Origin of the sequence: Blautia caecimuris (genome assembly GCF_024622975.1) — a bacterium.
Lineage (GTDB): Bacteria > Bacillota > Clostridia > Lachnospirales > Lachnospiraceae > Blautia_A > Blautia_A caecimuris.
The window spans coordinates 59,164-74,329 of sequence record NZ_JANJZT010000013.1; the positions used below are offsets into that span (position 1 = coordinate 59,164).

The following is a 15,166-nucleotide window of genomic DNA, read 5'->3' on the forward strand; positions in this document are numbered from 1 at the left end:
AAAATATTTCAAAATCATCTGAAAAATATTATGTCAGAGGCAACACTGTTTTTCATAATTTTTTCAAATTGATATCACAATTTCTTCACATTTATGTTTTATAGTAAGGTATGTAGAAAGCTCAGTGCTTTCTATACAAATATTTTTCTTTTTCATACGCGCCGGTACGAAAGTACCGGCCTCCTTCCAATTATGACCTTTTTATAATCCATCTCTTTATAAAAAAAAGCGTCGGGAACAATTTTCCCACGCTTTTTTATGTATGTCCGTTATTTCAGATTTTCACTGATCACCTTCCAGATACTGCTGTTTTCAAATCCAAGTTTCCACTGTGCTACGCCTGCAAGTTTGTATTTCGGAATGAGTTTTACCTTTTCCGCAATAGACTGTGCATCCTCAACCCATATTTCATAACTGGAACCGTCTTTTTCATAAGAAGCAGTATTCTGCCCAACACTGCCGTCCCATATAGTCTCTGCCTTATTTTCTTTTATTACATTCTGTGCCTGATCCATTCCAATCGCTTCGCTTGTCAAAGCTCCTCCGGTTGTCTTCCAGAGTCTTGTATAAAATGGGATTGCCAGAATGGTCCGTTCTGCCGGTACTTCTGCCAGAGTATCCACAACCCCTTTTTCTACCCAGGGAAGAGAAGCCACAGAGCCCGGTTCTTCTGAACCTACATAATGTTCATCATATCCCATGATGATCACATAATCTACAACCTCCCCCTGTTCTTCTCTGTCATAATGACTGGTAAAATCTTCAGGTACCGGATTATCCACAGACAGTACAAGATTTCTCTTATGACACTCAATAGACAATTCTCTTAAAAATTGCAGAAAATGCGGTCCCGCATCTTCACTGAGCGTTTCAAAATCCACATTGATTCCATCAAGTCCTGTTTTTTCCGCAGCGCTCATAAGCTGACTGATAATATTCTGGCGTGAAGAAAGCTGAGACAAAGTATCTGTTGTACTTACGTCTGCGGTAAAGTTGTCAATCAGTCCCCATACCTTCATTCCTTTATCATGCGCCTGTTTTACATAGTCAGCAGAAGATATATCTGCAATATTGCCCTGTGTATCCTGCAAATAGAACCAGGTAGGAGAAATAACATTTACTCCGCTTACATTTGCCACTGCATCGGTAAAATATGTATTAGACTCTTCTGACGTCACCTGATGCCAGGACAGATTCACCGGTTCTTCCATAGCCAGGTGCTGATACTCTTCCTTCTGAAAGTCTCTCTCAAAATCCTTTGCTTCCGGAGAAGACACATCTTTCTTTTTCACAAATCCGATATATCCATCCATTGTAGCAACCTGCACCCATTCTTCATATTCCTCCATGAAGGTCAGAGTATCGCCTTTCTTGACCTCTGTGAGAACCGGTGACTTGATTCCTCCGCGATAACGGACATATGTATCTTTTTTTGCAGTTGCTACATTTACCCCGGTAAACTGATTCTGTATAATGATTCTGGAAGGATTTTCTCCCATATATACGTCCATGTCTGTATATTTTTGTACAAAAGGCAGACTTAAAAATACACTTCCATCCTTCAGCCACACATCTCCATCTCCGTTCTGAGATGCCGGATACATCTGAAGCTCAGAAGGTGTTGCATAAAGAATCTGCTGATTTGAACTGTCCCAGTAATATCTCTGGTTCAAATGGCCTGATACAAACTCCAGCGGAAGATAAGTCTGATCATCAGATGTTACTGCGCGCTCCTCCATAATCTCTGTTCCCAGGACGATCACGGACTCTCCCTCCGCAGTCTTGCCGTAATATTCGTTCAGATCCATGCGCTCTTTTGTCGGAATATATTTTTTGACCACATGAATTCCAACTCCTGCTGCAGCAAGCAGAAGAATCAGAACGCAGACGATAACTGCCGGCATATACTGCTTCTTCATTTGTTTTTTTACCTGCTTTTTCATTTGCTTTTTCCTTTCAGTTCAGAACTATATGTTTCACAAACTTCCTCTTATGTTAAAAAGGCTGTTTCATTATATCATACTTTTGTGCGATTGCGTTATAAAATCATTCTTTTTATATTTTTTTCATATTTCGGGAATACTCCGCCTGGTCAGGCATGAGAGGGGAATTTACTGCCTTTGACGGGGAATTCCCGTTCTTCTGTGCATATCATCATGCTTTTGCATAAAATTCCTTTGTACTGTGTGATATATTTTCTCTTCTTCCCTCCTTTCGCGGATTTTTGAAAGCACCCTGTGGGTTTCTGAAAAATCTCTGTCCATAAAAGAAGCCTTATCTTTAAAATACGTGGAATTTGTATGATTGCCGCAGCGGGAATGCTGCATGACTATAAAATGGCAACAATACATTTGAAAAAAGAAATCAGTCAATATGTAAGCTGTTATCTGTGATGTTCCGGCGCTTCCATTACATCCAGAATGATTTTTCTGTTTTTTATTATACCTTGTTTTTAATCATATGCAAGAGGTTTCAGCAAAATATAAAAAATTTTCGATTTTGTTTTCAAATATTTTATATTTAGGTAAATTGAATTTCTTTACATTCTCCATATTTGTGGTATATAATAGATGCTAAGTTGATATGCATTTTTTTGCTGTAAACCAATAAAATCATTGACAATGTCCTGCTCTTCAAAAATGACATCATCTGCATGTATGAGTATAATAACATATGCACATGGTAAACAGACAGGATAAAAAGAATAGGATGTGATTATTATGAAAATAGAAAAAATTAACGAAAACCAGATTCGCTGTACTCTGACCCGTGAAGACCTGGAGCTTCATCAGATCCGTCTCAGCGAACTTGCTTACGGTTCCGAAAGAGCAAAAAAACTTTTTCGTGATATGATGGAGCAGGCTCAGCTGGAATTCGGATTTGAAGCTGATAATATTCCTCTGATGATCGAGGCAATTCCTGTCACAACAGACAGTATTATCCTCATTATCACCAAAGTAGAGGATCCTGAAGAACTGGATACCCGCTTCTCCAAATTTACACCTTTTAAAGATCAGGGGCAGGGAGATCCGGTTTCCCTTGACGGTGCAGATAATATCATAGATCTTTTTCAGAAACTCTGTGAGTCCAAGCTGAAGACACTGTCCAAAAAGAACTCTGCAGAAGATAAAAAATCTGCAGAAGAAAAGCCGGAACAGGAAACTCCCGCTGTTAATGTAATCCGTCTGTTTGTTTTTTCCCGGCTGGATGATGTAATTGCTGCGGCTCATGGACTGAACGGATTCTTTACAGGCCAGAATACTCTGTACCGGAATACTGAAAATGAAACTTATCTTCTCGTTCTCCATCAGTCTGAGACTTCTCCTGAAGATTTTAACAGAGTATGCAATATCCTTTCTGAATATGGAAGCAGCAAGGCTTTCACAGTCTCGGGAGAAGCATATCTGAAAGAACATGGAAAACTGGTTTCTGCAAATGCCCTTCAACAGCTTGTACAGCTTTAACAAATAATAAAAGGACATTGCTCTTTAGCCGGAGGCCCATAAGGAAGTAAACTAAAATCCCGGTAAAACCGGCGTGGCAGAGGTCACGCCGGTTTTTCTGTATCTGTCAGTAGTTCCGGTTTGGCAAGTGGAATCCGGATTTTCCCCACATAGGTAAAATAGACTTCAATCGTGACATGTTTCTTCCCTCTGATCTTCTCCGGGCTGTGGACCACGATCTTTTCAATCAGTTCATTTACCGTAGAGGCGTCAAGCTCCTGCAAATCGGAATACCTGTCGGCAAGCTGAAGGAAACGCCCTACATCGGCAATCTGTCCGGCTTCATTTTCAATTTCTCTCTCCAGCGAAGCTGCAAGCTGCTGAATTTCCGCCTGCTCTGTTTCATACTGTGCCGAGAGTTTTTGAAAGCGGAGGTCGCTTAATTTCCCAAGTACGGAATCTTCATAAAGCCTTTGGATGATCTTGTCCAAATCCTCCATACGCTTCTGCGTCCCGGAGAGGGCTTTCCGTTTTTGCGTCAGTTCCGCTTTCCGGCTGGCCTCGTCCTGCGCCAACATTTCCTGAGTGAAATCATCCCGAAACAAACGCACATAGGTCAGTGTTCCCTGGATACATTCCAGCACCCGTTTATAAAGCGTAACCTCTCGGATGTAATGGATTTGGCAGGAACCTGTATTGCTCTTGTAATTGGAGCAGACGAAATGGTCTTGAGACTCATCCTTGTAGGTATTGCAGGTACAGTAATAGAGCTTTGCACCACAGTCGGCGCAATAGACAAGACCGGAGAAAATGCTTGTTTTTCCCGTCTTTGTGGGTCTGCGCTTGTTGGCTCTTAACGCCTGCACCCGTTCCCACTGTCCCCGCTCAATAATCGCTGGCTGTGTGTCCTCAAATATCCGTTGGTTTTCTTTCGGATTCTCCATCCGCTTTTTGAATTTTAGGGATTTTGTATAGGTCTTAAAATTAACGGTACAACCGGTATATTCCGGCCGCTCCAGTATTCCGGCAACGGATTTGGCACACCACCGGTACAGATTATCCGGCATGGCCCATCCCTTCTGTCTGGCGTTATACGCAGTAACCGTCAATACCCTGTCAGCGGTCAGGATTTTTGCAATCTGCATTGGTCCTTTGCCCGCAATGCACAGATCAAAGATACGCCGCACCACTCTTGCGGATTCCTCGTCTACAATCCATTTCTTTTTATTCTGTGGGTCTTTCACATATCCGTAGGGCGGGTTACTGGCGATGTGTTCCCCGGCTTCTCCGCGCATTTTTACGACTGCCCGGATTTTTTTGCTTGTGTCCTTGGTGTAATAATCGTTAAATACGTTTTTGAACACAGCGAAGTCATTTTCGCCCTTTGCACTGTCCACATCATCATTGATGGCGATAAACCGGACATCGTAAGCGGGGAAGATGAAATCCTGCAGCCGCCCCATATAGGAATATTCCCGGCCCAGACGGGACAGGTCTTTGACAATCAGGGTAGAAACCGAATAATCTTCCACATATTTCATCATTTCCCGAAATCCGGGCCTTTGAAAATTCGTTCCTGAGAATCCGTCGTCCACGAAAAACATGGGATTGCGGAATCCGTGTTCCGCCGCATATTTGGATAATAACGCCTTTTGGTTGGTGACGGAATTGCTCTCCCCATCGAGAGCGTCGTCCTGGCTCAAACGGCAATATAACGCTGTGATCTTATCTGGCTGTTGGTTCATAGTAGCTCCTTTCCTCCTGTAGTCCGGGATAACAGCCAGGTAAACGGTTGCCTGTATTATAACGCGCCCGTCCTCTTTTTTCAGCAGCTTTCATTCGGTTTCCTCCAAATTTCCCGCCATGATACGGCGCAGCTTGTCCAGTACGCTTTCCGCCTCTCCCCCTGCGTAATGGGGAATGACATGATAGACCGTATTTCCCTCAACGGCAATCATTTCTTCCGTACTGAAATCAAACTCGAAAGCACCGTCCTTGAAATGCTCTGCCACACGCTCGGCAATTTCAGGTTTCAGATTTTTGGGAAGTTCGCTTAAATCCACAGGCTTACGCAATCCCATCACGCTCCTTCCTTGCAGGTAAAATATTCAGCGTAATGGCCGCCGGACGGCCAAGCCCCTGCTTTCTGCGGAGAATCAGGCCACAGCGTTCTAATTCCTGAAATGCCCTGGTCGCCACCTGCCTGCTCCTATGCAGCTTTCCTTTTGCTTCTTCCAGCGTAAAGTAGAGACGAATCCGCCCGTCCGGTTCTATGTATCCGTTTTCTCTGGAAATGCCCGCCCGGTCTAAGAGCATGGCATACAGTACCTTTGCGTCGTTGGATAAGTCCATCGGCACCAGAAAACGGGGGAACGGCAGATAAGGCGGTACGCCGCTGTCCTCTTTGTAAGGCGTCAAAAAATCATTTTGCATCATATACTCCTTTCCATCAATCCATCCCTGATTGATTGGATTGATATTGACTATCTTGTTATTAACTTCTTCTCTTTAATTTCCATCTAAATATGGGCCGTCAAGACTGTCTGGAAATCCATCGCCGGAAAGAGAGGAACAGGGCTGTCCGGAGCGTCAGGTTTTCCAGTCTCTGAAAATCCAGTATTGGAGAATCCCATATAGGAGGAAATGGCAAAAGCGGTAAATTGGCAAAGTAGAAATCAACACCTGAATGGGAAAATCCCGTTTAGGTCAAAATTGTCCTGCGGACAGTTAAAAACAGGTTTTAGAGGGGAGCAGGGGATTTATCCCTCATACCCGTTGACCGCAGCCTGAAACGCCAATAATCTCAAGGCTTTTTTGCTTCTAATTGTCCGCATAGGAGCCGCCTTTTCCTGTCGCTGGCTGTTTTCTGTCCGCGGTGGATTTTCTTTGCACAGAGCTTACAGTATTTCGCCCGGTTGGAACCGGGAAGGAATGATTGGCCGCAGACCACGCAGCGTTTTAATTCCTCCTGGAACAGCAACGCCGTTTCCAATGGCCTGTCCAGCGGCAGGACAGCGCAGCGGAACCATTTGCAGAGAAGCGAATAGGAAATACTCTGGACGCAGACACATTTCTCCCCGTCGTCCAGAAGAATACAGTTTCCGTTATCGTAGTTGCAGCACTCGTGTACCAGTTTACGCATCCGGCGGTACTGCGGATAATTCATCACCGGAATCTGATTGTGGATAAAAACACCTCCTTCCTACCGTAAAAAAATGTCCCTCTACTATACATTTCATTTTTGAGGGGAAATAGGGCGGTCAATTTTGCACAAAAAATATCTTTCTATTGTTCAATTCATTTTTGAGACGAAATTACGGGGGCATTTTGCAAATTTCACAAAAAATTCATAATTGCCGTGTACAGGTAAGTTGTTATAAAATAATCCCCTCATATATCTGTACATTTTTTAGGGGAAAGTTGCCGTCTGAATAAAAATTTGCAAAAAAATCCGCCGCATTTGTTCCTACGACGGATTTTATGGAGCAGACAGATATTCAAATTTATAACCGATTCCGGCAACGCTCTCGACGTAATTTGGCAGATCAGGCTCAAACCTTAGTTTCTTCCAAAGTTTACTCACATGGTTATGGATTGCCTTTCTTGAACCTTGACAGCATAATGTCAAGGTTACTTGTCGGTAAATTTGTGCGTCCATTGTAAAGGCATACGAAAAGCGGAACAAAAATGGTTATCCCGAAAGTCTGATTATCCCGAATACATCATAGAAAGCCAGCGACAGAGGCATTTTTGAAAGAAATGTTCGGGATAATTTTCCCTTGCAGCACAAGCTGTAAAGTCTCCCTAATGTTCCTTCACCACCTACCATATCTAATAAAGGCCACAGGGCAAGCAAAATCTTACATTGTGGTCTATATTACGGCACTTCAAATTTATAACCAATGCCAACAACGCTTTTGATGTAGTCCGGGGAATTCTGCGTAACTTTCAGCTTCTTCCGCAGATTACTTACATGGTTATTGACTGCCTTGCGGGAGTAGTAGCAATAATCCTCATTCCAGACCAATTCCATAATCAGCTCATAAGTAAATACCCGTTTCGGGTGGGTGATCAACAAAGCGAGGATGTCAAATTCCTTAGCCGTTAATTTGATTTCCTGCTCGCCAATATATACAAGTCGTTGTTCCTGGCAGAAGTATAAATCACCCATGCGAATCTCTGTAAACGGTTCATCAATAACTGTCTGCCCTCTATAAGTTTCAGGAATGGTGCATGGGCTGTCGGTCCGATTATTTTGTTGTTTTTGGGAATTGAGAAGATAGCTTACCAATTCTTGACGCTGACGGGAGCTTAACAGCATGAGCAGTTTTTCTGCAATTTTGCCGCCCGGTTCGGATATATCAAATACAGCTAATTTCCCATGTTATCACCTCCTATTGACTCACAGGTTCATCGACTCTGCATCTACGCGTCTGGCTCTTTTCAATTCGATTCATCAATGACTTCTCCCCTTGTTGCTTGATTGAATGAGCGTTTTTCGCTCCCATTTTTTACTCATGAAATAGAGTAAACCTACAATAGCGGGCAGGACTGGCGAAAGCGCCTGACCGTAATAAATGCCGGGGAACCCCATATTAAGTGCAAAAGCCAAGATCCAACTCATAGGTAGACGCACGATAACTGCGTCCAGTAAAGCGTTAATCATAGCGACATTTGCCGCACCGACACCAATGGCAAAGGAATCCAAAGTGTACATAGCGGCATAAATCAAACTATTGATACCGCAACAGATACGCAAATAATAAACACCATCATTTACTACTTCTGGGCTGGTACTACCGAAAAGCAAAATCAATGGTTTTGCAAAAAGCTGTATGCCAATTACGACAACGAGCGTTACGGCGACATTCATCAACAAACTAATTTTTACCACCTTTCGGATGCGTTTGACTTGTCCAGCCCCCATACACTGACCGACCATCGCCGTTACTGCCTGTCCAATAGCCCAGCAGGGCATACCGGCAAATGTGTTGATTTGCAGTCCTACATTAAATGCAGCAGATACTGCAGTACCAAACTGATTGAGCATTCCCGTCACAAGCAGATAGGCTGTGTTTACCACGACCATCTGGATGGCTGTAGGCAGACCGACTTTCAAAATGGCGGTCAGCTTATCCCATTGAAACGTAAATTTTCTTTGAGTTTCCATAGAAAAAAATATCTTATGTCGCTTCAAATAGAATAGAGAAATCACAAAGGAAATTCCTTGTGCAGTAATTGTTGCACAAGCCGCTCCTGCTGTTCCCATTCCAAAAGGCCCCACCAAAATAATGTCTAAAACGACATTGATGATGGTAGCAATTCCCACAAAGTAGAGGGGAGATTTAGAATCCCCCAATCCTTTTAGCACAGAGCAGACCGCATTATATCCAAAGACGAACACAGTCCCACAGCAAATGATTTTCATATAGTCGCAGGCATCTTGATATGTGTCTGCTGGAACATTTAACATCTTGAATAAAGGCTGGTAGGTTGCCAAACTTACAATAGTCACAAGCAGAGAAGATACCAGTGAAAGCAAGGCCAGCATCTGAAAGGACTCCGCCTGCCCCTTTTTATCGTCTGCCCCCTTATACTGAGCAATCAACACGGCTCCGCCCATCGTCATACCAATACAAATTGAATTGATAATATAGCACAATTTAGAAGCGTTACCAATGGCCGCAAGGCCTGTATCGCCTACAATTCGGCCGACTACAAGCATATCTACTACATTGTAAAATGATTGCAGTATATTTGCTAAAAGCAACGGGAAAGCGAAAACGACCAGTTTTTTCGGCACACTCCCAGTCAACAAACTATGTTCTTCAGTCATATCTATTTCCTCCAAAAGAAAAAGGGTACACTACATCGTGCACCCTTTGCATAGTCACTTATAAATAAGCAAAACAAAAGGCCACAAACAAAACATTGTCTGTGGCCTAAACAGTCAATTATCGATTGTTGATTTGATAAAAGGGTATAAAAAGCAAAGACAGTCTTATATCTGCCTTAGCCTTTCCACTTTATAAATCAACTTTCAGAAAAGGCTCCGCACAATGTTTCATAGTATAAACTTGTGTGGAGCTGAATCCAATACAAAACTTCCCGAACAACATCGTGTTCACCTCTCTCATGTTTACTGTAATAAATTATACGTAATTTGCACTCTATTGTCAACTCAAGCCTTATAGGCAGATACTTCTGATCTTGACGATTACCTGCATTAAGCGAAGCAGATAGATATCGGCAACCACACCTCAGCTACATCCAACTACCAGCCAATTTCATGGTCAATATTACGGCATTTCAAATTTATAACCAACCAAAAATTATCTCATTTCAGGCCGAAGAATGACTCGTCTGAACAGGAACATGGTCGCACCGAAATAGGTCAGGTATATAGCGCAGAACAGCAGGATTGTGACCAGACCATAGAACAGCACCAGTCCTTCCTGCAAAATTGCGTCCCCGAAAAAGAACTGCGTCCCCACAATCAGCAGAACTGTAAGAACGATAGGAAAAAATAGAGGGATTAGGAATACGGTGGACAGTTCCTTGCGGATAAGGGAAGCCTGCCTATGGCCTGATACACCCAGCCGGTCAATCACCGCGTAATTTTTCTGGTTCCGGTCGATGGCGGAAAGCTGCTCAAAGGCCAGCACTGAACAGGAGAGAATGATAAAAATAACGCTCAGATACAAGCCGCAGAAAGAAAGTGTCGTGAATCCGGTCAGTGAATTGGCAACGCCCCACGCCTTTACTGTTACCCCCATCGTCACCCGTTCCGGCAAACCCTGTCCAAGCTGGATGTCAGGCTGCCATTTACCGCTGTTCAGGAATTGCTTGAGTTCGTTTTTCAGTTCCGGGTATCCGCTATCCTCAAGTTTCATCACCAGACGGATTTTCTCCCCGGACAGCCGGGAAGCCACTTCATCCGGCAGAACCAGAACATATCCCTTTGTTCCGGCCATTTGATACTGCTCCATTGGCTCTGTCAGGATCGGCGTTTCCGCAGGGGTCAAAGTCCGGCCGTTTAGTGTAATCTCCGGCTGCTGTTCCAATCTCTGCCGAGTGCCGTCCATATAGTTCCATGTATCACAGTGAATCAAAAATTCATTGTCGCTCATGGAAACAGGCGAAAGCCCCAGAATCTCTCGGAGGTGATTGTAGTCAGACAAGGCCAAGGCTTCAATGGCTTCATTCGGAACCGCATACAGGTAATAGGTTACGCTGTCCTCTGCCTCGCAGCGTTCCTCCACAAAGGAACGGACGGAATCCATGCTGTTCTTGGTTAAGGGCGCGTCAATGGCAACACCGGCATCATAGGGGTAATACGCCTCCATGTTGGCCTTATAGCCCGCCCCCATTGTCAATCCCACAAACATGGTCGCAAGCGAAACGGTCAGCAGGATCGCCACAACAGCCATTGTCCGCCCTGAAGATTGGATGCGCCTGCCGATCTGTCCCAAGAAAAATAGATTTTCTCCCCGATACTTCCGGCGCGGGTTTCTTTTTGCCAGTTGGTAGAGCAACACAGGAACCTTCCGGTGCAGCTCATAAACGCCTGCAAGAATCAGCAGACAAGCCCCGCTCCAATACAGCATCGCTTCATTGGTCTGAATGTGCAGCGCCTTTTCCAGCAGAATTACGCCCGCCACCATAGCGGCAAGGGAGAGCAGACCGGTCAGAACGCTCCGATATAAGGGCTGGTATCCAACTTCCTCATTCTTCTGGTTGTCGTAAAGCAGTTCAATCACTTTCTGGCGCCGGATGACCTTTGCCGCACGAAGCATACTGAATCCATACATCAGGACGAAAAAGAAAAAGGTCGTCCCCAAAGCACGGAGAGAGAACAAGACCTGATAATGATGCGTAACTTCAAAAATATTTTGAACTACCTGATTCAATAACCCGGACAGTCCGGTTCCAAGCAGCGAACCCAGCAAAAAGGCGGCTCCGCCAATCATGCTGTTTTCCACCAGAAATAGGTTTCGGACGGTTTTCACCTCCATACCCATCAGTTCATAAGCGGCAAACTCTTTTTTCCGCTGGCTCAACATGAACCGGATAGCATATCCAACGATAAACGAGGACAGCAGCGCAACCAGCACGGACAGCATCAGGATACCAGAGGTAAGCATCGACATATTTTCCGTCATGGCAAGAATATCTGGGGAGAATCCCAGCGCCAGGAAGGAGTACATCAACGACGCAGTCAGGGTAAGCGTCACAAAGTAGATGATATAATCCCGTAGACTCCTACGAATATTCCGAAAAGCAAGTTTAGAGTACATCGTTCACGCCCCCTCCCATCATGGTGAGGACATCTAAAATTTTGTTAAAGAAAGTCCTGCGTGAATCGTTGCCTTTGAGAATTTCCATGAAGATTGCACCGTCCTGTAAAAAGAAAATACGGTTTGCGTAGCTTGCGGAAAAGGCGTCGTGCGTCACCATCAGAATGGTTGCTCCCATGGTTTCATTGATGCTCTGAATGGTGGAAAGCAGCATCTGGGACGAATGGCTGTCCAGTGCGCCGGTGGGTTCGTCCGCCAGAATCAGCTTGGGATTGTTGATGATGGCTCTGGCGCAGGCGCACCGCTGCTTCTGGCCGCCGGACACCTGATAGGGGTATTTGTCCAGAATATCCGTGATGTTCAGCTTTCCGGTCAATTCCCGCACCCGGCCGTCGATCTCGCCTGCGGGGATCTTGTTGATGGTAAGAGCCAAGGCAATATTTTCGGAGATGGTCAGGGTATCCAGTAGGTTAAAATCCTGAAACACAAAGCCCAGGTTTTTCCGACGGAACCGGGCAATCTGCTTTTCATTGATTTCGGTCACATCGGTTCCATCCAGATAGATATGTCCCGTGCTGACCGTATCAATGGTGGAAATGCAGTTGAGCAGGGTGGTCTTACCGGAACCGGACGCACCCATGATCCCCACAAATTCCCCCTCCTGAACGGAAAAGCTGATGTCCTGAATCGCTTTTGTAACATTCTCGCCGTTCCCGTAATACTTCTGGATATGCTCCAGTTTCAAAACCTCGTTCATATAGTTAGACCTCCTTCAATCATTCATAGCATAATAGCGACACCTCCATTCAAAAAGAGCCAATAACCACAAGGAACCAGACCTTGTGAGTTATCGGCTCTGCGGCTGTGCGTCTGGCGCTTTGATAACAGTTATATGAAATTGTTCAATATCAATCAGACACTCGCTTTTGCATTTGGGACAAAAGAGAGGAAAATTTTTTAAGATGGTATCTTCCCGGATTTTGTCGCGTGTTTTATTTCCACAGATGGGACAACGGATGAACTCGGTTTTCTCCATACCCGTCATTTTGCATCCCGATCCTTATCTTTCTGCTTCTTTTCTTCCCGATATTTTCGGATCAGCTTGTTACGGAAAGGGATACCAATGCCAATCAGAAGAACTACCGCTAAAATTGTGAAATCCATATTGCTCACCTCACATTTCCTTGTTTTCCATAATCCGAATGGAGAACCAGATCGACACAGCGTACATGACAACGACGAGTACAAGCACAAGGCCGATCAGCAGTACCGGGGAACTTACAACCGTAGTCACAATGGGATTGTCTGTGGGCATCTTGGGCAGGAAAAACAAGGTCGCCAAAAATCCAGCCACTGGAATATACATGAACACACGGCCTTTGATGGCTCCATATTTGTAATAGCCCGGAATTTGAAATACGGTATAAAGGGCGAACAGGAACAGGCCGCCAATGGCTGCGCTAATCATATCAAGTGTCCCAACACTTTCACCCATTGCCCGCAGCACAAGCGGCTGTGTGATAAGAGAAACCACCAGGGCCAGTGCGCCCAATGCAAGAACAAAGAGATACCGGCCTGTCACCATTTCGCTTTTCTTGATGGGTAAAATCCCATACAAACGCTCCATGCTGTTTTTTTCCGTTACCGAGAAAGTGTAGCCTGTGGTCATGGCGATAAAGCACATGGCAAAGGAAACGCCTGTCAGGATGGAACGGTTAATGGCCGCAAAAGCGATAGGGAGAAGCATGGTAAACCCAATCACTTTGATATATGGCTTTACCAGAGAAAAGTCCAATTTTGTGGATTTCAAAATATTATTCATAATCGTCACCTTTCTTGCTTGTAAACACTACAATTTCATCAATGGTGGCAGGCTCAACGGTCAGGTTGGAAAAACCGCTAATATCTTCGGTTTTCATCAGCGCCTCAAATCCCGTAGGAAATGTACGAATACCAGCCGCCTTATTTTTCAGATCATCGGACAGTTCCTCCATTCCACCTTTTACAATGCGGAACATATCTACAAAATCATCTTTGCTGCCAGTAAAGAACAGCTCGCCATAACTGATGTAGGTAATATAATCGGCCGCACGCTCCAAATCGCCGGTGATATGGGTGGAGAACAAAACACTATGCTCGCCATCTTCAATATACTCTGAAAGAATTTTCAAAAGTTCATCTCTGGAAACTGGGTCAAGTCCACTGGTCGGTTCGTCAAGGATTAGCAGTTTTGCGTCGTATGAAAACGCACAGGCAAGCATTAACTTCATCTGCATACCTTTGGAAAGTTCTTTTACCTTTTTGGTGGGTGCAATGTGAAATTTCCGTAACATATCCGCAAATTTCTGGCTGTCCCAATTTGGATAAAATACCGAGATGGATTTTTCAACCTGCGACACTTTCCAATCATCACTGAAATAGTTTGTATCGAAAACAACGCCCAGCTCTGATTTTACTTTTTGTTCTTCTGCGATATTATCCAGCCCCATCACTTTGACTGTGCCGTCGGTACGCTTGAGCATATTCAAAATCAGTTTGATTGTCGTTGTTTTGCCAGAACCATTCGGACCAATCAAGCCCATAATATAGCCCTTTGGCAAAGTAAAGCTGATATTGTGAAGCTGAAAGGAATCAAAAGATTTTGAAAGGTTCGTTACCTCTAAATAATTAGTCATCTGTTTTTACCTCCATTAAGATGTCCAAAAGGCGATGTAGTTCCTCTGTGGATAGATTTGCCATTTTTGCTGCTTTTATTGCTTCGGTAAGATTGTTTTCTACTTTGCAAATAAGCTGCTCCTTAATCAGTTCTGAACCAGACCCCATTACGAAACATCCGCGCCCCTGCACATTTTTAACAAAGCCCTCTTGCTCTAATTCTGTGTATGCCTTTGTCACTGTTAAGACGCTGATCTTTAAGTCTTTGGCAAGCGTTCTAAGAGAGGGCAGAGTTTCTTCGGCTTGAAGTTCGCCAGATAAAATAGCTGCCTTGATCTGTTGTTTAATCTGCTCGTATATGGGGACGCCAGATACATTTGAAATAATCAGTTTCATTCCTGCATCCTCCGTGTGTTTTAACTGTTATGCTGTTGTGTATAACAGTATAACACAAGCAGGGCTAAAATGTCAATACCTGAGGATAAACTACCGGTAAACTACTGGCAAGCAATGCAATCTTCCGTAAGATTGCGTATTTAGCAGGATTTCCGTTCCCGGAATTCCTGCTAAATGCTTGTTGGTGACATGTCCCCAAACCCCTGAGATCATCACCTGCGGTGATGGCTGCGCGTTCCGTTGGAACGCTGAAAATGGAAACCTAATATCTTGCAAAAATAAAAAATGCTATGCAATTAGTAAACCTTTTGCATAGCATTTTCTATTTTTCCGTTTACCTGGCGTAAGTCATAAGTTTTGTAATGTTTCCTTATG

15 protein-coding genes are annotated in these 15,166 nt (G+C 44.2%); 1 reads left to right on the plus strand and 14 read right to left on the minus strand.

The annotated features are described in order from the left end of the window. Positions 1-269: 269 nt before the first annotated feature. Positions 270-1,943, minus strand: coding sequence for a glycosyl hydrolase family 18 protein (locus NSA57_RS09710; protein WP_178709438.1), 1,674 nt, complete (start codon positions 1,941-1,943; stop codon positions 270-272). Between the two features lie 777 nt (positions 1,944-2,720). Between NSA57_RS09710 and NSA57_RS09715 the strand changes: the two genes are divergently transcribed. Then, complete coding sequence (locus NSA57_RS09715) at positions 2,721-3,464, plus strand: adaptor protein MecA (RefSeq protein ID WP_178709440.1); 744 nt, start codon at positions 2,721-2,723, stop codon at positions 3,462-3,464. Between the two features lie 83 nt (positions 3,465-3,547). Here NSA57_RS09715 and NSA57_RS09720 read toward each other — a convergent pair whose 3' ends face one another. The 13 genes from NSA57_RS09720 to NSA57_RS09780 form a co-directional block, all read right to left on the minus strand. Further along, entirely contained in the window at positions 3,548-5,188 is a 1,641-nt protein-coding gene (locus NSA57_RS09720; protein ID WP_257464724.1) for a recombinase family protein, read from the minus strand. A gap of 90 nt (positions 5,189-5,278) precedes the next feature. Beyond that, positions 5,279-5,524: a hypothetical protein gene (locus tag NSA57_RS09725; RefSeq protein WP_257464725.1), complete on the minus strand. Its 246-nt coding sequence runs from the start codon at positions 5,522-5,524 to the stop codon at positions 5,279-5,281. After that, positions 5,511-5,879 (minus strand): replication initiator protein A, encoded by a 369-nt coding sequence (locus NSA57_RS09730; protein WP_257464726.1) that lies wholly within the window; start codon positions 5,877-5,879, stop codon positions 5,511-5,513. Before NSA57_RS09730 ends, NSA57_RS09725 begins: the two co-directional genes overlap by 14 nt. Positions 5,880-6,246: 367 nt before the next feature. Beyond that, a complete protein-coding gene (locus NSA57_RS09735; protein WP_081484672.1) occupies positions 6,247-6,609 on the minus strand; it encodes a cysteine-rich VLP domain-containing protein in 363 nt (120 codons plus the stop codon). A 711-nt stretch (positions 6,610-7,320) separates the two neighbouring features. Beyond that, the gene (locus tag NSA57_RS09740) at positions 7,321-7,614 is read right to left on the minus strand and encodes a winged helix-turn-helix domain-containing protein (protein ID WP_330671324.1); all 294 of its coding nucleotides are present in this window, start codon (positions 7,612-7,614) and stop codon (positions 7,321-7,323) included. Between the two features lie 285 nt (positions 7,615-7,899). Further along, on the minus strand, positions 7,900-9,279 hold the full coding sequence (locus NSA57_RS09745) for an MATE family efflux transporter (protein WP_117755296.1): 1,380 nt from the start codon (positions 9,277-9,279) through the stop codon (positions 7,900-7,902). Between the two features lie 496 nt (positions 9,280-9,775). Beyond that, on the minus strand, positions 9,776-11,593 hold the full coding sequence (locus tag NSA57_RS09750; protein ID WP_257464728.1) for an FtsX-like permease family protein: 1,818 nt from the start codon (positions 11,591-11,593) through the stop codon (positions 9,776-9,778). 136 nt (positions 11,594-11,729) lie between these two features. Further along, positions 11,730-12,497 (minus strand): ABC transporter ATP-binding protein, encoded by a 768-nt coding sequence (locus NSA57_RS09755; protein WP_117755298.1) that lies wholly within the window; start codon positions 12,495-12,497, stop codon positions 11,730-11,732. 90 nt (positions 12,498-12,587) lie between these two features. Continuing rightward, a complete protein-coding gene (locus tag NSA57_RS09760) occupies positions 12,588-12,776 on the minus strand; it encodes a cysteine-rich KTR domain-containing protein (RefSeq protein ID WP_040332740.1) in 189 nt (62 codons plus the stop codon). Positions 12,777-12,781: 5 nt separating this feature from the next. Continuing rightward, positions 12,782-12,904: a hypothetical protein gene (locus NSA57_RS09765; RefSeq protein WP_257464729.1), complete on the minus strand. Its 123-nt coding sequence runs from the start codon at positions 12,902-12,904 to the stop codon at positions 12,782-12,784. Positions 12,905-12,914: 10 nt separating this feature from the next. After that, positions 12,915-13,562: an ABC-2 transporter permease gene (locus tag NSA57_RS09770; protein ID WP_230104406.1), complete on the minus strand. Its 648-nt coding sequence runs from the start codon at positions 13,560-13,562 to the stop codon at positions 12,915-12,917. Continuing rightward, positions 13,555-14,415 (minus strand): ABC transporter ATP-binding protein, encoded by an 861-nt coding sequence (locus tag NSA57_RS09775; protein WP_117755300.1) that lies wholly within the window; start codon positions 14,413-14,415, stop codon positions 13,555-13,557. Before NSA57_RS09775 ends, NSA57_RS09770 begins: the two co-directional genes overlap by 8 nt. Then, a complete protein-coding gene (locus NSA57_RS09780) occupies positions 14,408-14,791 on the minus strand; it encodes a GntR family transcriptional regulator (protein WP_117755301.1) in 384 nt (127 codons plus the stop codon). The genes NSA57_RS09775 and NSA57_RS09780 overlap by 8 nt, the downstream gene beginning before the upstream one ends. Between the last annotated feature and the right edge of the window lie 375 nt (positions 14,792-15,166).